This window comes from Micromonospora sp. NPDC047644, assembly GCF_040704315.1.
Taxonomy (GTDB): Bacteria; Actinomycetota; Actinomycetes; order Mycobacteriales; family Micromonosporaceae; genus Micromonospora.
This window is the reverse complement of the sequence record NZ_JBEYSY010000013.1, coordinates 82,381-101,307: the sequence shown is the minus strand read 5'-3', so window position 1 is coordinate 101,307 and position 18,927 is coordinate 82,381. Positions and strand designations below refer to the sequence as shown.

The window sequence follows — 18,927 nt, the reverse complement described above, 5'->3', positions numbered from 1 at the left end:
CGCCGCAGTTTCGTGGTCCCGGCCGGCCGCACGCCGGCCGGGACCACTCCTGTCAGGCGGTCGCCATTCCTCGGGTGGCCAGCTCGCTGAGGGACGCGACGCCGTTGTCGCCGAGCACCTTGCGAGCCACGGCCGGCTCGTTCAGCTCGAACACCTCGACGAGGAGGGTCGGCGATCCGGACCGGCGGCGGATCCCGTCGATCTCCTGCCGGTCGGGGTTGAACGGCAGCGCCGGCCACTGGTCCGCGGTCGCCTGCCAGTCGGACGAGATGGCCGCGACCAGGCCGTCGAGCAGGGTCGCATAGTCCTCCGCGGTGATCGCCCGACCCAGCCCGTACCGCTCACGCAGGGCGAGGATCCCGGGCGGGGCCTTCTCTCCGGAGTAGCTGTTGTTGAGCCCGAGCCACCAGTGGGCGAAGTAGGTGCCCTGGTAGCCCTGGGCCAGGTAGCGCGACCCGTCGCGGTGCACCTCGATGATGAAGTTGTGCACCTGCGGGAACTGGCAGTCGAGCAGCAGGACGGTAGCGTCGCTGGCGGGCGTGGCGAGGAGCGCCTTCCTGAGCGCTTCGCCGCCGCCAGCCCCGTAGGTGTCGTGCGACAGTCGGGCCGGCTTGCCGCCCGCGGTGCGCAACTGCTCGCGAATCTGGAACGCCGCCATTCCGCAGTTGGCCCACCTGCGGCTCTCGTCGCGCAACGCGATCTGCGGGTCGCCGGTCCTGCCCGTACTTCCCACCGCCGCGTTGAGCTTCACCAGGTCGACCCCGTCAGTGGCCTGGTCACGACGCCGCTGAGCGCTGTCGGTGGCACGCGCGGCATCGCGCTGCGCGTAGCCGATAGCGGCGGTGACGGCCTCGGCCCAGGTACCGAAGCTCTGATCGGGCTTCAACGCGCTCTCCGACCAGTTCACCAACACGCCGACCACCTCCCCCCGAAGGTCGACGGGCAGGAGCGGTTCGATCCTGGCCAGGATGTCGCCGCACGCCTTCTCGTCGGTTTCCAGGTTGGGAATCTGACCGTTCGGTGGGTAGGCGTCCTTCTCCTCCGCGATGATCAGCATCCGAGCCTCCACTGTCCATTGTGTACCGGCTGCCCCCACGGCAAGCCGGTCTCCAGATTGGACCCTGCGTGAGCGGGCGGACACGTAACGTCGGACTTCCGTCCCGGATCGGGGCGCGCAGCGCGCGGTCGGCGACCCGCTGTCGGAGGTGTGACCGGGGAGCCCGTCGCCCCGGCCCGTCGCCGCTACCGGGCGGCCTTGCCAGAGAGGGATCGCGGGTCCCGGAAGGCGCCGAGCAGGGCGGTGACGAAGCCAGCCACCAGCAGGATCCTCACCACGTGGAACACCACCGCGTCGCCCGTGGAATCCGGCGGGAAGACGTCCTTGACCAGAAGGCCGCCGCCCAATCCCAGCCCCAGGCAGACATGCATCGCGGCCCGCAGGCGTGGCAGAGGCTGCGGGCGGCCGAAGATCCGGGGCGCGGCCACGCCTCCGCGGCTCCGGACGAGCAGCACGGTGGCCATGGCCAGGTTGGCCGCGGCGCACACGACGGCCAGGACCACGTCCACGGGTTCCATGAGGCCAGACGCTAGCGCACCGATGCCCGCGAACGTCGAGACCGGCTGGCGGAAACACTGTGGCGCGGCACCCTTTGCCCTAATCTATGACTGTCGATCGTTGCCCGCCAGCTCCATTCGAGGAGAGGTATCCGATGGTGAACGTCGATAGCCGAACCCTTCCGCGACTCCTCTCCATAATGCTGGCCGTCGTGCTCGCCATCGACCTGTCCCTGGTCGGCGTCGCGCCGGCGGCGGCCGGGCAGACCGGCCTGCGCGCTGCCGACCCGAGCGTGATCCGCGTCGGCGGCACCTACATCTCCGTACAGTCGGTCAACGGCGGGATCGCCGTGCGGCAGGCGGCCTCCCCCGACGCGCTGGCCGCCGCGTCCGCCCGGCAGGTCTGGACGGACAGCCGCGACCTCGGTGAGGTCTGGGCGCCGGAGATCGTCACCGATGGCGGGCGCTACTACATCTACTTCTCGGCCGGACGCGGCGCCGCCCACCGCATGTACGCGATCCACTCGGCGTCGCCGGCCAGCGGCTACACGGCCGAACGGCAGCTCGCGCTGCCCGACGGCAGGTGGGCCATCGACGGCAGCCTGTTCACCTTCAACGGGCAGCGGTGGTTCGTCTGGTCCGGTTGGGCCGGGGACACCAATATCGAGCAGAACATCTACCTCAGCCGGATGAGCGACCCGCTCACCCCGACCGGCGGCCGGTACGTCATCTCCCAGCCACGCGAGAGCTGGGAGCGCGTCGTCGGCAACCCGTTCATCAACGAGTCCCCCGAGGCGATCCGGGATCCCAACGGGCAGTTGCACATCGTCTACTCGGCCAACGGCAGTTGGAGCGACCAGTACTGCCTCGCCGACCTGCGGCTGCGCGCCGGCGGCGACCCGACGTACGTGTGGGACTGGTACAAGTCGAACGGCTGCCTGTTCGGCTCCAACCGGGCCACCATGATGGCCGGCTGGGACCCCACCCTGCACGTGAACGGGCCTGGCCACCACAGCTTCGTGCTGCTCAACGGCGACATCGCGACGAGCCCGCCCGCCGGGCCGAGGTTCCCGCTGATGTACCACGGGGTGCCCAAGGGCACCGCGTACTCCTGGGCGAACCGCTACTGGTACACCGGCACCTTCTGCTGGTGGGGCAACACCACCTACCGCCGCGCCAACGTGCCCGGCCCGACGGCCGACACCGGGTTCAGCATCAAGTTCTTCGAGTGATCCGGACGCGTGGCCTGGCCCTTCACTGACCAATCGGGTCCGATTGGTGTGGCCGGAAGTCGAGGGATCAACTCGGTTTCCGTGACGTCGGGGTGTCCCCAGAGTCGGGACACCCCGACGTCCGTGAAGGCGGGCTGATCGCAGGCGGCTCAAGGCCCGCGTTCTTAATAAAATTAAGATCAACTTCTTGAAAGTTGATTACTCTTGGGTTGATACTTCAGTTATGACAGATCAGGCGATGGACTGGCAGGAACTCACCAGCCTGACCCGGGGGCAGCCGTTCGTCGTCGAGCGGGTGCGCCTGGCGAGCAACGGCGTGGCGATCGAGGGCGAGTTCGGGTTACCGCAACTGGCTCAGCTCAACGTCGAGGACCAGGTCTTCGTGACGGCGTTCGTGCGCTGCCACGGCTCGATCAAGGAGATGGAACGCATCTTCGGGGTGAGCTACCCGACGATCAAGTCGCGACTCAACCGGATCACGCAGATGCTCGACTTCGTCGAGACCGACCCGGCACCGTCGCGGGCCGACATCATCGACAGGCTGCGCCGCGGTGAGATCACCGCACAGCAGGCGTTGGCCGAGCTGGACGGCCGGTCGTGATGCCGCAGTTGGTGACCGTCAAGGTCGACCGCCCGGATCGTCGGCCTGTCCGCTTCTGGGTTCCGGTGCTCCCCGTGGCGCTCGTACTCCTGCCGGTCGTGGTCATGGTCGTCCTCGCGGCGATCGTGGCCTGCCTCGTGTTCCGCATCCGTGTGGTGCGGGCTCTCGGCACCGGTTGGCGCGTCATCTCCGCGCTGCCCGGCGCCCGCTTCGACATCGAGCAGGGCCGCACGGCCGTGCTCGTGGCCATCAGATAGGAGAGGTTCGCATGACCGAACAACGCAAGGACATCCTCGACATGCTTGCCGCTGGCAAGATCACCGCGGATGAGGCGGAGCAGCTCATCGCCGCCCTCGAACGGGCCCAGGCACCGGCGGCGGCAGGTCACGACGCCCGGCCGAAGGGCACGGTGAAGTACCTGCGGGTGATGGTGGACGCCACCGACAACCTCGAACCGTCACGGGTCAACGTGCGGGTGCCACTGCAACTGCTGCGGGCCGGCGTACGGCTGGCGGCCCTGGTGCCGCCACAGGCCCTGGTCAAGGCCAACGCCTCGCTCAGCGAGTCGGGGGTGCCGATCGACCTGACGCAGCTCAAGCCCGAGCAGTTGGAGGCGCTCGTGGAGCACCTCGACGACGTGACGGTGGAGGTGGACTCCCCCGATGCCACCGTGCGTGTCTTCTGCGAGTAGGCGCCGTCTGACGAAGACGGCCCCTCGAGAGGGTGCTGGAACACCCTCCCGAGGCTGCGCCCGCCGCAGCAGAGCACAGGTGAACTGCCAACCTGAAGTCTAGCCACGTCGGTACATCAGCGGAGGGACCACTCGGACGGGTGGTCCCTCCGCTGCGTCCCGCCGAACGGTTCGCATGTCGGCAATCCGTCGTTGTCGCGGCGTCGGGCAACTCCGTAGCGTCGCGACTACGAATCGATGCCCAGCGGAAGGACCCCTCGTGTCCGAACTCGTCGCTCCGCAGCTCGTCGTGAACAGCAGGATGATCTACTTCGGTTGGCTGCCGGCCGACCCCGGCGCGGTGGCCGCCCTGGTGCCCGACGGCCTCACGCCGGCACCGAACCACCAGGTCTTCATGAACCAGTACGTCGTCGACGACGCCGGGCAGACCTCCGGCTTCGGCGCGTACTCGCTGACGTACATCGGTCCGGATCTTTCCGGGGTCGACGCCCCCGACGGTGTCACGCCCGGTCGCTGGTGGACCCACTACGTCAATTCCAGCCCGGCCGTCCGGGCCTACGCCGCCGCCCGCGGTGTGCCGGCGACCCCGGGCACCACCACCATCGAGGTACGCGGGCATCGGCTGATCGCCACGACCGAGGCGGACGGCGTACCCGTGATCAGGACGACGGCCCGCGTCGGGCGCACCGGCGACGCCGTCAACCGGGGTCAACTGCGCTACCTCACCCGGCTCGACGGCAGGCTGCACAGCGGCAACTACCCGTTCGTGGCGGAGCCGGTCGACCCGTTCGCTGTCGAGTCGCTGGAGTTCCTCGAACCCGACCACCCCGTGTACGCGCTGCGCCCGGCCGACCCGCTGACAGTCGTGTGGGGTTTCTACTCACCGCGCGCGTCGTTCGCCTACCCGGGCGGCGAGTCGGTGCTCGACTGACGGGACGCCGGCCCCTGCCGCCCGTCCGTTCGTCACCCGCCGTAGCGCCCACTCGGCCGGCCCGTACCGGTGATGGCGCAGCCACCACGCGCTCACCGCGAGCTGCGCCGCGAAGATCAGCAATGCCAGTCCGGTCGTCCCCGCCGGCGACACGCTCCCGGCGAGGCCGAGCCCGATCCCGCTGAAGATGAGCAGCCCCAGCAATGATTGCCCCAGATAGTTGGTGAGGGCGATCCGCCCCGCCGGTGCCAGGGCCGACCGCACGAACCCGAAGCGCGGGCTGTGCATCATCCGCAGCAGCGTGGCCACGTACGCGGCCGTCAGCAGCGGCGCGGTCGCCGCACTCACACCCACGGCCAGTGACTCGCCGTTGCCGCCGCCGAGCGCGTACGCGAGGCCGCCCGCGATACCCACGGGGAAGCCGATGAGCTGGATCCGCCGCAGCACCGGCTCGTGACCGCTGACGCCGGCGAGGAGCCGCCGTCGGCCGGCAACCATGCCGAGCAGGAACATCGCCAGCGCCGTCGGCCCCTGGAACGTCGCGGACTGAAGCACCAGCAGGGGGAGCCCGGAGAGGTGGTGACCGATGACGTCGCCCCATCCGCCGAGCATCGCGGCGGTCGCCTTCTCGGCGTTGGCCAGTGCCTCGGCTCGGGTGGGCAGGAACGTTGAGGAGTTCACGAAGAGCCCGCTGGCCAGCAGGCTCAGCAGCACGAGCCCGTAGAGCACGCCGGCGACGCGCAGCGCCGTGCGGTCGCGGACCCGGCGCATCGCGAGCAGGACCAGGCAGACCACCGCGTACGTCATCAGGATGTCGCCGCCGTACAGGAGCGCGGTGTGCAGGGCGCCGAGGACGAAGAGGCCGGCGATCCGGCGCAGCATCCGCGGCGCGAACGCGGCGCCCGCGCGCCCCGCCGCCTCCATCTGCAGGGTGAAGCTGTATCCGAACAGGAACGAGAAGAGGATGTAGAACTTCATGTCGACGAACACCGCGGACAGGAACCGCGCCGCGTCGTCGAGGGCCGATGAGAACGCCGGGTCGGTGATCAGGTTGCCCGGGTAACCGGAGGCCATGAAGGTGATGTTCACGACGAAGATCCCGAGCAGCGCGAAGCCGCGCAGCGCGTCGAGGTCGTGGAGGCGCTGCCCGGCGCTCGACCGGCTCGTCGTGGCGGCGATCGCGCCCGCTGACACGTCCATATGCTTCTTCTCCCCGTCCGGCCCGACGACAGCTTTAATGTACAGGAGATACTATCCATGGGACACAATATGCCGTCAATGGCCGACGACGTGCCCGCCGACCTGGCGCGGCTCTGGCGACTGCCGACGTCCGCACGGCGCGGCCGGCCCGCCGAACTCGACGTCGAGCGGGTCGTCGGCGCTGCGGTGGACCTGGCGGACCACCAGGGGCTGGACGGGGTGACCCTGCAGAAGGTCGCGCAGACTCTCGGCTTCACCAAGATGTCGCTGTATCGGCACGTGGGCTCGAAGGAGGAACTCGTCGAACTGATGACCGACCACGCCACCGGGCCCGCCCCCCGGCTGGACACGGACGGCTGGCGTGACGGCGTGCATCGCTGGGCGGAGGCGATCCGCGCCCGGTACGCCGAACACCCGTGGCTCGTGGAGGTGCCAATCGCCGGCCCACCCCGAGGGCCGAATGCCGTCGGCTGGATGGACGCGTTCCTGCGGGCCCTGCACGACACCGGCCTGGATCCGAGGACGAAGGCAGGCGTCCTCGTCGTCGTCAGCGGTTACGTGCGCAACGCGATCCAGCAGGGCCGGCAGATGGCGGCGGGCCGCAGCGGCACCGGGCTCAGCCAGGCCGACGTCGAGCAGAACTACGGCCGGGCCCTCGCTGCTCTCGTCCACCCGGAGCGTTTCCCCGAGGCCGCGCCGCTGTTCGCGGCGGGCGCGTTCGAGAGCGAACCGGGCGAGGACCCGGAGGACCAGGATTTCACCTTCGGCCTCAACCTGATCCTCGACGGCGTCGAGGCCGCCATCGCGCGGCGCACGCCCTGACGCGCATCACGCAGTGGGAGGGGGCGGGCACTCCAGGACCGCGATCGAGTTGCCGGCGAACAGCCCCAGGTGCGGGTGCCCGGCGAAGATCTGGACGGCCTCGTCGTGCGAGCCCGCTTCGACAATGGTGTAGCCGGTCAGGGAGTCGGTGACGTCCTCGACACCCTGCGCGGTGACCAGCTTCTTCGCGTTCAGGGGAGCGCCGGGGTCGACAATGGCCTTCTCGTTGGCCTGCGCCCACGACGCCCAGGCGTTGATGAAATCGGTCTGCTGCTGTTCGGTGAGGTCTGCCTTGCCGGCCTCGTCGGCCGCGCCGTGAAAGAGCGCGAGGAATCTGCCCATCTGCGCATCGTAATGCCGGCCCGGTCAGGCGTCGCGCCCCCAAGCGCGGGTTGCCCGCCGCTGGCACCATCGTTGTGGTGAACGGCCTGTGGCTTGTCGGCGCGGGCCTCAACTACGCGCCGCTGTCCCTGTACGCGATCGCACTGACGCGGCCGGGCGCCCTCGACGCCGAGCTGGCCGGCGTCGACATCAGCGGGGACCTGCGCCGGTACGCGGTGCTTCAGCTCTGGGTCTTCGTGCCGCTCGCACTCGTCGTTCTCGCCATCCGCGACGAACTCGCCCGGCGCGGGGCCCGGCCGACAGCCCGCTGACCGCCCGAGCGGGCGGCGGGCACGACCCGGCGGTCAGGACTCGCGCTTGGCCTTGGTGCGACGGGTCCGCCGGCGCGGGGTGTCGTCGCCGCCGGCCAGCCGGGTGAAGGTGAGCATGTTAGCCAGCGCCACGGCGACGACCGCGAGGCCGACCTGGATCGCGAGCACGACCCAGTCCCAGCGCAGCACCCACACCTGCACGTTGGCTCCGTCGTCGATGTCGAGCGCCCTGGCGACCACGGTGCCCAGCACCGCCGAACCGACGCCGATGACGAACGTGGCGAAGACACCGATCCGCTGCCGCCCCGGCAGGATGAGTCGTCCGAGCAGGCCGACGAGGGCGCCGATGAGCACCGCGCCGAGATAACCAAATACCAGCATTGCTGTCTCTCCCCTCCAGCAGTGCCGAGATACATGCCCGGATCTCACGTTGCCGGAAACCCCGCCCCGATCAGGGGCCGTAGGTATGTCACCCCGACCCACTACGCTGGCGGAACTCTCACCCCTGAACGAAGGAAACCCATGGCTCGCCCCTACAAGCCCGGCCCGAAGCAGTTCGTCCTCGCAGGCGGTGACGGCAACGATCAACACGTCTCGGTGGGCGACCCGCAGGAGGCGTACGTGGCGTTCTCCGCGTTCTTCCGGGGCCGGGAGTCCGACACGTACACCATCACCGACGAACCGGCGAAGCAACGTCTGGTGCTCATGCCCACCCTGGGGGTGATCTCCCGAGTGACGGAAGCCGATCACCCACGGTCGGAACACCTCCGGGTCGACCGGCCCAACCGCTACCTGCCGAGCGCGATGCTGTTCTTCGAGAACGGATATGCCGGCCTCGACCACTTCGGCCAGTGGCTTGCCGACCTCGCCGACCTCGACGCGTCACCGGAGGCTCGGGGTGCCGCCCGCGCCGCCACCATCACGACGGAGGCAGCGGCGATCGACGAGGTGGGCCGGATCTGGGCCGATTCCGGCTACGTCGACCCGACCGACAGCTACTACATCTTCTTCGACTCGCAGGACATCGACGACGACCGGGCCGACCGCGCCGAACTGCTCCAGTTGATCGAGTTCCTCGGCCTCGAACGGGTCGACACCCCGGCAGAGGCCGCCCGGGGCGAAGTCTGGGTGCGCGCCGACCCACGCCTCGACGCCCAATGCGAACAGTGGTCGTGACGGGATGAAGGACATCGTCTTCACACGGCACAGCGGCTGGATCCCGACCGTGATCCGCGAGGCCGATGAGCTGAAGCTGATGCTCGGCGCCGGGGCGGACGCCAACCACGAGCCCCGCACGTTCACGGTCCCGATCTCCGAAGCCCATTTCGCGGTGATCCGGGAAGACCTGGCCCGGCACCTGCTGCTGTGGAGTGCGGTCCTACCGCTGTGCCATGCAGCGGGGACCCGGGGCCAACTCGACCAGGACGCCGCCGTCGCACTCCTGGACCCGATCCTGCTCGCCCCGCCCGCAGACGTCGACGCGCTGTTTGGGCGCATCCCCTGGGACCGGAGCCGGCTCGTCGCCCACGGTGCCGATATCCGGCTCCTGGAGCGCGGTCAGGTCTGCGAGGCGATGCGCACGGCGACGGAGGCGGCGAACGAGAAGCATGCCCAGGAGCATCACGCGGTCCGCCGCCGCGCCGAGCGGGGGATGGTCCTCGGGCCACTCGACGCGCAGATCCTGCGCTACACCGGCCAGTACCTGCACGGCGCGACGATTCCGCGGCGCAACCCCGATGACGTCGACCCCGCGCTGCTGCCCCAGGTGATGCGGGTGATCGCCGCCGCCGAGCAGGCGTGCGCCGGGATGCGGATCGGCCTCGACCCGCGGCGGGGACGCCGGGCCACTGACAAGCGCGACTGGAAGCGGATGGAAGCGACCGTCGACGCGACCGTGCGGCGCGCGTACCCGGAACTGGTTGATGACGCGGTGCGGACGGTGACCTTCCTGATGTGCTCGGAGGCCGCGGACCGCGCCAGGAGCGCGCCGCCGGAGGACGACGACTCTGGGACGAGTGCGACGAAGGCGGCCCTGACCTTCACCGACGACAAGGGCGGCGAGAAGAAGTGGCTACGGGACGGCCCGCGCAGCGCCTCCGCCGAGTTCTGGGAGTTCGTCGCCGACCGCTCGGCCGGCGACAACGAGGTGTTCACCATCGAGGACGAGGAGATGGGCGAGGGGATCCAGCTGCAGTTCTACTCGGACTGCATCGCCCGGATCACGACCGTGCGACAGGGTGAAGCCGGGTCGGACCCGGAGTATCGGGTCGAGTACAGCCTGGTCGACGGGATGGTTGGCTACCGGCACCTGGTGAGCCTTTTCGTCAGCGGCGGTTGCGCCGCACTCGACCAGCACAGTCCCTGGATGTCAGATGCCGCCGAGTTCGAGCGCGCCCGTCGTCAGCGCAAAGCCGGGTAGCCGCAGGGCCCCCGAGGCACATCACGAAACCTGGTGTGCACCGTGACCGCTATTCAATCGAAGAACCCCCGCCAGCTCTCCCTTGCCAAGGAATTCCGATCTTGTGGGAGGGCGATCCTTCACAGCACGCAGAGGGTGCGTCGGGCATGCCACCGACCGGGACCGCACGGTCGGCAGTGACCGTCGTGGTCCGAGGCAGCGAACTCTTGTTGGTCAGCAGTTGCGCAGGCAGCGCACGAAGAGGTGTTCGTGACCGTCGCCCGGGTCGACCCCCAGGTCGGTCGCGCTGGACCTGAAGACGATCCGGCTCCCGTTGGCAGAGGTGACTCCGTCGAAGCTCTCACCGTTGCCGGTCGCCCCGGCGGCGGTGGTGCTCACCGCCGTCGTCCGACCGGTGTTGAGGTCCCGCACGAAGACGTCGCTGCCGACGCCGTTGCCGTCGCGGGGAACGAGGTCAGAGGCGGAGGAGTAGAAGGACACGTAACGACCGCCGGCCGCCAGTCGACCGGACGTGCTGTAGTTGTTGCCCGCACCCGCGGTTCCGCGGCTGGCGCTCACCAGCACTGTGGTGTCGGCGATCAGGTCGCGGACGTAGACGTCGCCCGCCTCGTTGGTGTCCGCCAGCACGTACGGCTCGTACGACTCCCATGACACCGTGGTGCCGTCCCTACTGATGCTCGGGCTCGATCCACTGCGGAATTCGCCCTCGGTGGCCGGCAGGTTGGCCCGGACCGTCGCGCCGGATGACAGGTCGTGAACGAAGACGCCAGCGTTCGTGCCGCCGTCGCCGACCCAGTCGCCGTACCCGCTGAACGCCACCCGCCGCCCGCTGCCCGAGATGACGACCTGGAACGCCGAGAGGTTCGTGCCGCCGTCGGCCTGCAGGCTGACCCGTGTGGTCCTGCCGAGCTGCGAGTCGTGGACGTACGCCACCTGCCCGTAGAGCCGGAGGCCCTGGTCGTCCAGGTCGCCGGTGAACGAGGTGACGATGAACGCGGTGTAACGGCCGTTGTCGGAGATGGTGGCACTGCTGCTGATGCCCCGAATCTGCCGCCCACCCGCGAACTCGCTGGCCCGAGTGGTCAACAGGGTCTGGCGGTCGTGCACGAAGACGTCGACTTCGTTGTTGGTGTCGCCGGGCACGAGGTTCGACGCGTAGGACGTGAAGGCCACGTACCGGCCGTTACCGGAAATCGCTGCGGTGTACTCGGCCCCGTTGTTGGCCGGCTGCCCGTCCAGGCCACCGCTGACCAGGGTGGTGGTGCCGGTCTCCGTGTCGCGGACGAAAATGTCCGTGTTCTCGTTCGTGTCCCCAGGGACGAGGTTGTCCGAGGTGGAGGCGAAGGCGACGTACCTGCCGTCGTCGGAGATGTCCGAGCCGCCGACCCCGCCGTTGCCGGGGGTGCCATCGGTTGCCGCATCGACCAGGGCGATCGCACCCGGCTCGGCCGCGACAGCGGGCACCGGCATCAGAAGCAGGGCGGACACGCCGGTGACCGCCACCAGGGCACGGACCGATCGAAGGGTACGCATGGCCGCAGAGCCTAGCGAGCCAGGGCCGCCGATGATGTCCCGTGACGGCATCGCGGTGAACTGACAGCACCCTTCGGCCGGTTGACGCGCACCGGTCAGGGCCGCGCTCCTCGGGACGGTCACCGGGTCAGGCCGACCAGCGTCGCCAGTCGCGCCACACCGGCCGGCGCCGGCTGCGCGCGGGCGACATCCGCGATGACGGTACGCGCCGACGCCCGGCACCGAACCTCAGCCGGCGCGATACTGTCCGCGTCCACCAGGGCGCGCGCCGCCCCGCGCACGTCGCCCAGGTGCAGGTACGCCCGCGCGACGTCGACCAGGTACGCACCCCGGTACTCGGCCGGCAACCGCCGCCACCCCTCCCGCCGCACCACGCTTGAGTGCCGCCGTAGCGCCTCTGCGGCGTCACCCCGTTGTGCCGCAATGAGAACCCGGGCCAACTCGACGGCGACCGGCCCAAAGCATGTGCGGTGCGTGTCGTCGTACCCCCTCAGGCTGGCGGCGACCCCCGCGGCCCGGTCAATCAGCTCGTCGGCGCGGCGGTGCTCGCCGCATCCGGCGGCAGCCAGCGTCGCCTGCACCAGCAACGTCCCACCCACCGCCCAACCCCGATGCCCGCCCTGCCCCTCCCCCTCGCTCCCGCCTTCGTGATCAAGACGTTTGCGGCACGTTTGATCTCCACAAGCGCCGCAAACCTCTTGATCACAGAAGTGGGCTGACGGTGGTAGGACGCGGTTGGCGGCGGGGAGGAGCGCGGCCAGGGCCAGGCGGTCGCGGTCCTGCGCCCGGAGGGCCTGGCCCACCGAGATGGCCGCTGCCGCCGCGAGGAGCCTGTCGTCGCCGGCAGCGGTCATCGCCCGGTCGGCGGCCAGCCAGCCCAGGTCGGCCTCGCCGAGCTTCACCAGCAGCGACGACGTGATCCGGTACGCCTGCACCAGCGCCTCTGCCCTCTGCGCGGCCCGAGCGGCATCGAGCAGACCCGGCACCACCCGCACCAACTGCCCGTAGTGCGCGTGCTGGAAGCTCAACCAGGCATGCCCGACCTGGCGTCTCAGCTCGTCCGTCTGCGGCGGAGCCTCCGGGATGTCGTAGCGGGCAAGCGCGGCCCGGATGTCGTCGACCCCGCCCGGCGTGCCCGCCGGAGTGCTCCGCGGCTGGCCGAGCAGCACCTCCGGCTCCACCCGCAGGACGTGAGCCACCTCCTGGATCACCGAGTACCGGTCCAGGGTGCGGGCACCCCGCTCGATCTTGTCCACCCAACTCTTCGACCTGCGCAGCCGGTCGGCGAGCATCTGCTGCGTCATCGACCGGCGCACCCGCCACCGGGCCACCCGACGCCCGATCGGGACGTCATCGCTGGTCACGCCGCCACCGCCGGTCCGGGACCGCGCGGGTCGTGTCCTGCACGGGTACGCGCTCCGCCTCGGCCTGATCGAGAATGCGCTGTTTGGCAGCCTGCCGCTCGGCCGCCTCCGATTGCTCGCCTTTGCTCGACGCCTCGTCGCCTTGCACGCCCACCTCCGTCGTTTGAGCACGACGGACTGATCTCCGCCGTCGCCCATGAACTTTCTTAATCAGCGAAGCCGGCTGCTCGGCTATAGGCCAGATGGCAACCGATGCGTCCCATTGCGCTGCGCAGGACGTGGGTTGCGCGGGGTTGCGCCGGTCCCCATAGGATCGGGTCAACCCATAGGCTCGTCACTAGAAGTAGTCGGCTGAAGCCTGGAGGTGAAGCGATGGCGCGACCGGTGACGAACGCGGCGTTCGAAGGACTGCTTCGGGCCGCCGGCTACGGCAACGCACACGCCGCCTTTGCTCGCCAGCTCAATCACGCCGGCCGCAATCAGGGTGCATGGCGGTATGACGCCGCCAGCGTCTATTGGTGGCTGCGCGGTCGTCGGCCTGGCGAGCACGTCCGAGCCGCCATGGCCGAGACATTGGCCCGCAAGCTCGGTCGCTTAGTCGCCGAGACGGAGTTGGGGTTCGGCGCAGCCGACAGCATTGGAACGTGTGCTTACCCTGCGTCCGTCGATGGTGCGATCGACACCGCCGAGCAGATCTGGATGAGGCTCTCCAAGCACCTCGAACAGCATTCCAGCGGAGCGTTCGACAGCGGCAAGACCCTCCAGGCCGCACTCAGTTGGCGCTATGACCTGCCCGACGAGGCGGTCAATCGATCCGGCCGGCAGCAAGTCACGCCCACCGACGTTCAATCGCTGTACGCACTGGCGGACCACTTCACCGATCTCGACCGATGTCACGGCAGCGGCTCTCCGCGCACTCGTGCCGTCATGGCCGATTTCCTCGTACGTCAGGTCGCGCCCATGCTGCGAGGCACCTACACCGATGTCGTGGGACGCGACCTCATGCGCGCGGCGGCAACACTCTCCGGCCAACTCGCCTTTATGTCGTATGACGCAGGCGAGCAAGCCATCGCACAACAGCATGCGGTCCTCGGCTTGCGGCTCGCCAAGGCCGCTGATGATCGCCTGTACGGCGCTCACCTGCTGGCCAACCTCGCCACCCAGGCCGTGTTCTTAGGGCACGCCCGGGAGGCGGCCCGGCTTGTCGAAGCAGCCATTGACGGTGCCGGCCGTGCACCCGCCGCCGTCCGCGCTCGGCTACACGCCACCGCCGCTACCGCGTACGGACAGTCAGGCGAGCGACGCGCCTGCCAGCTCGCACTAACCAAGGCTGAGCGTGCTATCGATCGGGCTGGCACAGAATCTGGCCCGCGTTGGGTCGGCTACTTCAGCCCAGCTCACCTGGCTGGTGCCGCGCTGAGGTGCCTTGGCGACCTGCATCTGTACAGGCAGGCTCTTCGCCACGCACCTGATGCGCTCGCTCTCAGCAGCCAGAACACCCGAACCCGTGCCCTACACACCGCCCTCGTCGCCTTAACTCATGCCCGTGCTGGAGATACCGACGCCGCCTGCAACTGGGGCCGGAGGCTAGCGCAGCACCCTACGGGCATCCAGTCAGCCCGTTTTCAACAGCGCATCCGCGAACTCGCCTCCGTGCTGGGACCAAACCAGGCATCACCGCAGGTCAAAGGAGTCCTGCATGCCCTCAGAACCATTTCGGCCGTCACGTAGATCGTGAGCACCGCGAGGCCTGTCCGCTAGCCTCACCGAGTGACCTGGACGGAGCCCACCACCTGGTACGCCAACTTGGCCTCCTTCTACGCCGCAGCCGCGGCCTTCATCACGGGCCCAACTGGCAACGTGCTTCTCGTAAAGCCCACATACCGCGACTACTGGGCATTCCCAGGCGGGTACGTGGACGAGGGCGAGTACCCACACGATGCGTGCGCGCGCGAGATCCGAGAGGAGTTAGGGATCGCTGTCGCGGTAGGCGACCTTCTAGTAGTCGACTGGGCGCCCTCCGCCGGACAGCGGCCGAGGGCGATCATCAGCTTCACGTTCGACTGCGGGTCTATTGCCAACCTCGACAACTTCACTTTACCCAGGCAAGAGTTGGAGGAGGTTGCCTTTTTTTCGTGCGATGAGGCAGAGCAGCGACTTCCCAGCAATGTCGCTACACGAGTTCATGCGGCAATGCGAGCCCGTGAACGACGCGCCGCAATATACCTTGCTAGCGGTTCGGCTACCTCCAATGAACGATGACGTTACCGTAATCACTGACGAAGATCCTAGCCGCAGGTCGGGCCTGCACTCAGTTGGAACGGTTGGGAATAACCTGATCGATTCTCAAAAGATAACGAACCCACCTCATTGCATCTTCGGCTGAACTGACGCGCTGCCTACTAAAACCGGCCGATGTGGCAGCGGCTTCGGCGAAGCTTTCCAACATTTCACTGTCACTGGGCAAGAGCGCGGGGTTGGAAGCGGCTGCAGCAAAAACCAGCGACACCCAAATCGGCACTTCGGCGGAACTTCCAATATAGATCGAAGGGTCCCTCAATTCACTAAAATGTTGAACAAGTTGCGGATGAATAGCTACGGGAATGGCAAGTTCCGGAACGGGGGAATGTGGGGGACGATTCTCTAGACAAAGACGAACCAGCACAGCAATGTCGTCAAGCTTTGTAGCCACCGAGTGGAGGTAGAGGTAGTTCCCTATCACACGACAGAGGTTTTCTCCTCTGATGCCCGCCGGAGCTACGCGTGCCTCAGACAGGTGCTTTAGGCGGACCGACGAAAATTCCGACGGCTGGGCGAAGCCCTCCGCGAGTAGGCTCGCCAAGACACCGTAGTCATTGTGGCCGTCGTTGTCAGGATGAATGCCCGTGTGTAGTGCCAAACCAGCACGAAGGTCGGCCTCCGCCTCCCTGTCGCCGATCAGGCGGAAGTAGGCGATGTGGGGGGAGACGGGAGAACCACGAAGACGACGCCCGACAGAAAGCGGGTCTGGCCGAACATCGAGCGCGTCGTGAAGAGACGTCCAACCGGATGGATCAAGTCCCGCCCGCCAAAGATTGACGGTTGATTCCCACCAATCTCCGGCTGCCGTTTCGGCGGGAGCGATTTGATCGATCGGCACATATGAGACCGAGACAGCAACGCGCAGCAGGAGGAGGTTGGCCGAGTAAGCCGCAAGGCGACGGATCTCGTCTTTAGACGATGCCTGGTACGAGGCGTAGATCGGGTTTATGCGGCGCTGGCGACTAGAGCCTATCAGCATGTCGATGACGCCCTGAATAGGAGCCAACTCGGCGCCAGAAGCGGAAATCTCGGACACAAATTCCAAAATGCTTTGTCGCACTGATAGCGGATGATGACTAAGCAGCGCGTACAGCAAGTTATCATCCGCAACTTGACCTGGCAGTGCCCCGTATTCTGCTCTCACCGGCGCGAGTTGCTGGAGCATCTGAACGGTGAATTTGGCCACGAGGTACTCGCCAAATGTGGCGTGCAAGAATTCGTAGGACCGGCGAACTCCGTCCAACCTATGAACGTTCGCCTCTGCCGCGTAGACAAAGAAGAATCTACCGATTGTCTGCTGACCAATTTGCTCGCGAGGGATGCCCTGGGAGTCGGCACGAAGGGCACCCGGCTCGCTCAAGGCTACAAGGTCGTCCCCAAGCCGATTGTCGGCAATATCTTGCCGACCTCGATTGACCATCCCGAACGCTGTAACTCCTAGCCTCCACAACTGTGCATGGACTGCATCGTCAACTTCCTCACTTCGTCGGCCCTGTAGCTGTTTCAAGACTTCGCGACGAACGAAGTTCGTCAGTAAACGCTCGTATAGCGCAGTCGTCGACAATTTTCGAGCCAGGATGGGGGCTTGGGGATCAGCAGCATACAGGGCAAGCATGAGCAGTAGGAGCGGCTGACGGGCGAGGGACGGATAACCTAGAGCGACTTCGGCGCTAAGTTCTCCCACCGTCCCGTCCTCAATATGGGCTTGATTCGCCCGCCGCCACGTCTGCAACCAAGTCTTGACTTGATTGTCGTCGAACTCCTCTAGCCGGACGATCGGCAAACCTCGAGGGATGCGGACGTTATCCGTCACAACGGTCCTGCTCGTTACAATTACCACAGCCGGATGATGCTGGTCGGCTTCCCGTTGCTGGAATTCCATGATTTCCTGGAGGTAGCCGGCGCGGTCATTCGCGGTAGCTTGTAGTAGCTCGTCGAGCCCGTCCAGCAATACTACGCGGACCGTTTCCTTGCTCTGCTCGACGAGGGTTGGCCAGTCGGTCCGGCCATGGGTAATCTCGTCTAATGCCTGCTGAACTTGGTGATATACAGGTGCCGTCGCGTCGACACGACGCAAAGCGACGCGAACGACCGTATATGAATCAAATGGGATGCGAGCGGCCAAAGCCTTCGTTAACAGCGACTTCCCTGCCCCCGGGTGACCGAGGAGCAGTAGTGGAAAGCTCGCACTCGTCGGGGACATCAAGTGCGCTGCCAAGAAGATACTTAGATTGCTCGAGAGCGGAACGCCTTGCCACCAGTTATCGTTGGCGGGTTGGCTTTCTCTATCAAATATTGCATGCCTGAACTGCGGCTCGACGTAAATTTCCTCGACCGCCGGGAAGATAATATCATCCAGGCCGTGAAAGGCATCCGCTGGAACGATGGGTTCACGAAGGAGACCCCGTGACGCATTCATCAGCGCTTGACGGGCTGTCCGATCTTGTGGTGAATTGGTGATCGACACTGTAGCGAGAAGCGCTTGCGTCGAGGCAAGAGCCCTTGATTGGGAGTCAAATGCCAGCGCGACCTCCTCTCGCAAGACTGCGATCTCCTTGCGAGTAGAGGAATGTTCGCCGAGCATTGCCCAGACAAAAAACTCCGGCACCTCGGCGGCAATCTTAACGTAGTGCGACTTGTACCGTTCCAAAGCAGCGAACACGATACGGTCGCGCCGTTCTAAGTTGTCGAATGTTCTGATCAGGCGCTCTTGGCCAGCAGACTGTGCCAGGTGAGCTATGAAGCGCTGCAGCTCGGTTGCCATGAGAGAGAAATGATGTTGTATTCGATCGAGGTTCTCGTAGTAGCCAACTGACGCAGACGGAATCGGAGTCGGGCTTCGAAGAAGCCGCTCCAAGACTGGTTGCACTAACAAGCCATCCGTGCCGGCCGTAAGATTAATCTTTTCCTCGAAGGTAATCTTGAGAGAAGCGTAGTCCTTCTTATCGACGCTTTCCCGCAACACGTCGAAGAATGCGCAGCCGACGAGGGTTGTATGCGATGCCGCAATGAGGTCATATCTTTCGAGGCCGCCCGTCTTTAGCAAACGGTTAAAGCCAGCATCCAGAAGTTGGCGCACGTTGGCGACTGCTTCGTTTTTCTGGTCAACAAGTCCCCACAGTCCGCGGAGCCATGCGACAGGCGCGAGCGGGCTAAGCAGAATAATTCCACCGATAAGTGCATTGATGCGTTCGAGATGTGGGTGATCGTGTTTCCCCAGAATCTTGAGAGCGCCCGCATAAGTCATGCTTGGGTTGTATCTCATGAAGAGCCGCCAATGCTCGGGGTCGGTGCAGCCTTCATAGCACACCTTCGCCACGCAGCAATCGTGAACTATGCTCGGTTTCGAATGCAGGGCAGGGCGTGGGCGCGTCCATAGAGCGCTTGGCCGTAGTCTGCCTAGCGACGGTCTCGTCTTGTCCTGCCGCTGAGAGGGTGTCGCGTCCCTAGGCTGCGGCACCGCCTCACGTGTGACCAGCGTCCAGTCTGGCCTGCCCGTCCTCGCCCCGTGCGTCCGCGCTTAGCCGGGGTCTGAGGCTAGTAGTGCCTCGCGGAGGTGGGACGAGTTGGCGGCTGGGGGCCCAGTCCCCATCCGTACTGCAGGTGTTGCTAGCGGCGCACTCTGC

20 protein-coding genes are annotated in these 18,927 nt (G+C 66.7%); 11 read left to right on the top strand and 9 right to left on the bottom strand.

The features are described from left to right. Positions 1 to 52: 52 nt before the first annotated feature. Positions 53 to 1,057 (bottom strand): hypothetical protein, encoded by a 1,005-nt coding sequence (locus AB0877_RS22190; protein WP_366611118.1) that lies wholly within the window; start codon positions 1,055 to 1,057, stop codon positions 53 to 55. A gap of 185 nt (positions 1,058 to 1,242) precedes the next feature. Next, a complete protein-coding gene (locus tag AB0877_RS22185; RefSeq protein ID WP_366611116.1) occupies positions 1,243 to 1,575 on the bottom strand; it encodes a hypothetical protein in 333 nt (110 codons plus the stop codon). Positions 1,576 to 1,709: 134 nt separating this feature from the next. On the opposite strand from AB0877_RS22185, the gene AB0877_RS22180 reads away from it, so the two are divergent. The 5 genes from AB0877_RS22180 to AB0877_RS22160 all read left to right on the top strand — a co-directional run bounded on the left by AB0877_RS22180 (position 1,710) and on the right by AB0877_RS22160 (position 5,009). Continuing rightward, positions 1,710 to 2,786: a glycoside hydrolase family 43 protein gene (locus AB0877_RS22180; protein ID WP_366611115.1), complete on the top strand. Its 1,077-nt coding sequence runs from the start codon at positions 1,710 to 1,712 to the stop codon at positions 2,784 to 2,786. Positions 2,787 to 3,009: 223 nt separating this feature from the next. Further along, a complete protein-coding gene (locus AB0877_RS22175) occupies positions 3,010 to 3,387 on the top strand; it encodes a DUF2089 domain-containing protein (RefSeq protein ID WP_366611113.1) in 378 nt (125 codons plus the stop codon). Positions 3,388 to 3,461: 74 nt separating this feature from the next. Then, entirely contained in the window at positions 3,462 to 3,644 is a 183-nt protein-coding gene (locus tag AB0877_RS22170; RefSeq protein WP_366611112.1) for a hypothetical protein, read from the top strand. Positions 3,645 to 3,655: 11 nt separating this feature from the next. Continuing rightward, positions 3,656 to 4,078: a hypothetical protein gene (locus AB0877_RS22165; RefSeq protein ID WP_366611110.1), complete on the top strand. Its 423-nt coding sequence runs from the start codon at positions 3,656 to 3,658 to the stop codon at positions 4,076 to 4,078. A gap of 259 nt (positions 4,079 to 4,337) precedes the next feature. Next, positions 4,338 to 5,009 carry a hypothetical protein gene (locus AB0877_RS22160; protein WP_366611109.1) on the top strand — a complete coding sequence of 224 codons (672 nt, stop codon included), beginning with the start codon at positions 4,338 to 4,340 and terminating at the stop codon, positions 5,007 to 5,009. Here the strand turns inward: AB0877_RS22160 and AB0877_RS22155 are convergent. Beyond that, complete coding sequence (locus tag AB0877_RS22155; protein WP_366611107.1) at positions 4,959 to 6,209, bottom strand: DUF418 domain-containing protein; 1,251 nt, start codon at positions 6,207 to 6,209, stop codon at positions 4,959 to 4,961. The two genes, AB0877_RS22160 and AB0877_RS22155, sit on opposite strands and share 51 nt — an antisense overlap. A gap of 78 nt (positions 6,210 to 6,287) precedes the next feature. On the opposite strand from AB0877_RS22155, the gene AB0877_RS22150 reads away from it, so the two are divergent. Beyond that, entirely contained in the window at positions 6,288 to 7,031 is a 744-nt protein-coding gene (locus tag AB0877_RS22150) for a TetR/AcrR family transcriptional regulator C-terminal domain-containing protein (RefSeq protein WP_366611106.1), read from the top strand. A 6-nt stretch (positions 7,032 to 7,037) separates the two neighbouring features. On the opposite strand, the gene AB0877_RS22145 is transcribed toward AB0877_RS22150, so the two are convergent. Further along, the gene (locus AB0877_RS22145; RefSeq protein ID WP_366611105.1) at positions 7,038 to 7,373 is read right to left on the bottom strand and encodes a hypothetical protein; all 336 of its coding nucleotides are present in this window, start codon (positions 7,371 to 7,373) and stop codon (positions 7,038 to 7,040) included. 77 nt (positions 7,374 to 7,450) lie between these two features. Between AB0877_RS22145 and AB0877_RS22140 the strand changes: the two genes are divergently transcribed. Further along, positions 7,451 to 7,684, top strand: a complete 234-nt coding sequence (locus tag AB0877_RS22140) for a hypothetical protein (protein WP_366611103.1) — start codon at positions 7,451 to 7,453, stop codon at positions 7,682 to 7,684. Positions 7,685 to 7,717: 33 nt separating this feature from the next. On the opposite strand, the gene AB0877_RS22135 is transcribed toward AB0877_RS22140, so the two are convergent. Further along, positions 7,718 to 8,065, bottom strand: a complete 348-nt coding sequence (locus tag AB0877_RS22135) for a GlsB/YeaQ/YmgE family stress response membrane protein (RefSeq protein ID WP_366611102.1) — start codon at positions 8,063 to 8,065, stop codon at positions 7,718 to 7,720. A gap of 141 nt (positions 8,066 to 8,206) precedes the next feature. Between AB0877_RS22135 and AB0877_RS22130 the strand changes: the two genes are divergently transcribed. Both AB0877_RS22130 and AB0877_RS22125 read left to right on the top strand, forming a co-directional pair. Continuing rightward, positions 8,207 to 8,860, top strand: coding sequence for a hypothetical protein (locus tag AB0877_RS22130; RefSeq protein ID WP_366611100.1), 654 nt, complete (start codon positions 8,207 to 8,209; stop codon positions 8,858 to 8,860). 4 nt (positions 8,861 to 8,864) lie between these two features. Beyond that, entirely contained in the window at positions 8,865 to 10,103 is a 1,239-nt protein-coding gene (locus AB0877_RS22125) for a DUF6357 family protein (RefSeq protein WP_366611098.1), read from the top strand. Positions 10,104 to 10,316: 213 nt separating this feature from the next. On the opposite strand, the gene AB0877_RS22120 is transcribed toward AB0877_RS22125, so the two are convergent. The 3 genes from AB0877_RS22120 to AB0877_RS22110 form a co-directional block, all read right to left on the bottom strand. Continuing rightward, the gene (locus AB0877_RS22120) at positions 10,317 to 11,636 is read right to left on the bottom strand and encodes a hypothetical protein (protein ID WP_366611097.1); all 1,320 of its coding nucleotides are present in this window, start codon (positions 11,634 to 11,636) and stop codon (positions 10,317 to 10,319) included. A gap of 119 nt (positions 11,637 to 11,755) precedes the next feature. Continuing rightward, positions 11,756 to 13,000 carry a helix-turn-helix domain-containing protein gene (locus AB0877_RS22115; protein WP_366611096.1) on the bottom strand — a complete coding sequence of 415 codons (1,245 nt, stop codon included), beginning with the start codon at positions 12,998 to 13,000 and terminating at the stop codon, positions 11,756 to 11,758. Continuing rightward, the gene (locus AB0877_RS22110) at positions 12,987 to 13,148 is read right to left on the bottom strand and encodes a hypothetical protein (protein WP_366611094.1); all 162 of its coding nucleotides are present in this window, start codon (positions 13,146 to 13,148) and stop codon (positions 12,987 to 12,989) included. Before AB0877_RS22110 ends, AB0877_RS22115 begins: the two co-directional genes overlap by 14 nt. Before the next feature lie 224 nt (positions 13,149 to 13,372). On the opposite strand from AB0877_RS22110, the gene AB0877_RS22105 reads away from it, so the two are divergent. After that, positions 13,373 to 14,731 carry a hypothetical protein gene (locus tag AB0877_RS22105; protein WP_366611093.1) on the top strand — a complete coding sequence of 453 codons (1,359 nt, stop codon included), beginning with the start codon at positions 13,373 to 13,375 and terminating at the stop codon, positions 14,729 to 14,731. 39 nt (positions 14,732 to 14,770) lie between these two features. After that, the gene (locus AB0877_RS22100; RefSeq protein WP_366611091.1) at positions 14,771 to 15,262 is read left to right on the top strand and encodes an NUDIX hydrolase; all 492 of its coding nucleotides are present in this window, start codon (positions 14,771 to 14,773) and stop codon (positions 15,260 to 15,262) included. 49 nt (positions 15,263 to 15,311) lie between these two features. Here AB0877_RS22100 and AB0877_RS22095 read toward each other — a convergent pair whose 3' ends face one another. Then, entirely contained in the window at positions 15,312 to 18,620 is a 3,309-nt protein-coding gene (locus AB0877_RS22095; RefSeq protein WP_366611090.1) for an AAA family ATPase, read from the bottom strand. Positions 18,621 to 18,927 lie beyond the last annotated feature (307 nt).

Coding starts and splice junctions, on each gene's coding strand:
- AB0877_RS22130 (WP_366611100.1), top strand. CDS start 8,207: ATGGCTCGCCCCTACAAGCCCGGCCCGAAGCAGTTCGTCCTCGCAGGC.
- AB0877_RS22105 (WP_366611093.1), top strand. CDS start 13,373: ATGGCGCGACCGGTGACGAACGCGGCGTTCGAAGGACTGCTTCGGGCC.
- AB0877_RS22185 (WP_366611116.1), bottom strand. CDS start 1,575: ATGGAACCCGTGGACGTGGTCCTGGCCGTCGTGTGCGCCGCGGCCAAC.
- AB0877_RS22120 (WP_366611097.1), bottom strand. CDS start 11,636: ATGCGTACCCTTCGATCGGTCCGTGCCCTGGTGGCGGTCACCGGCGTG.
- AB0877_RS22180 (WP_366611115.1), top strand. CDS start 1,710: ATGGTGAACGTCGATAGCCGAACCCTTCCGCGACTCCTCTCCATAATG.
- AB0877_RS22150 (WP_366611106.1), top strand. CDS start 6,288: ATGGCCGACGACGTGCCCGCCGACCTGGCGCGGCTCTGGCGACTGCCG.
- AB0877_RS22190 (WP_366611118.1), bottom strand. CDS start 1,057: ATGCTGATCATCGCGGAGGAGAAGGACGCCTACCCACCGAACGGTCAG.
- AB0877_RS22145 (WP_366611105.1), bottom strand. CDS start 7,373: ATGGGCAGATTCCTCGCGCTCTTTCACGGCGCGGCCGACGAGGCCGGC.
- AB0877_RS22165 (WP_366611110.1), top strand. CDS start 3,656: ATGACCGAACAACGCAAGGACATCCTCGACATGCTTGCCGCTGGCAAG.
- AB0877_RS22155 (WP_366611107.1), bottom strand. CDS start 6,209: ATGGACGTGTCAGCGGGCGCGATCGCCGCCACGACGAGCCGGTCGAGC.
- AB0877_RS22135 (WP_366611102.1), bottom strand. CDS start 8,065: ATGCTGGTATTTGGTTATCTCGGCGCGGTGCTCATCGGCGCCCTCGTC.
- AB0877_RS22175 (WP_366611113.1), top strand. CDS start 3,010: ATGACAGATCAGGCGATGGACTGGCAGGAACTCACCAGCCTGACCCGG.
- AB0877_RS22125 (WP_366611098.1), top strand. CDS start 8,865: ATGAAGGACATCGTCTTCACACGGCACAGCGGCTGGATCCCGACCGTG.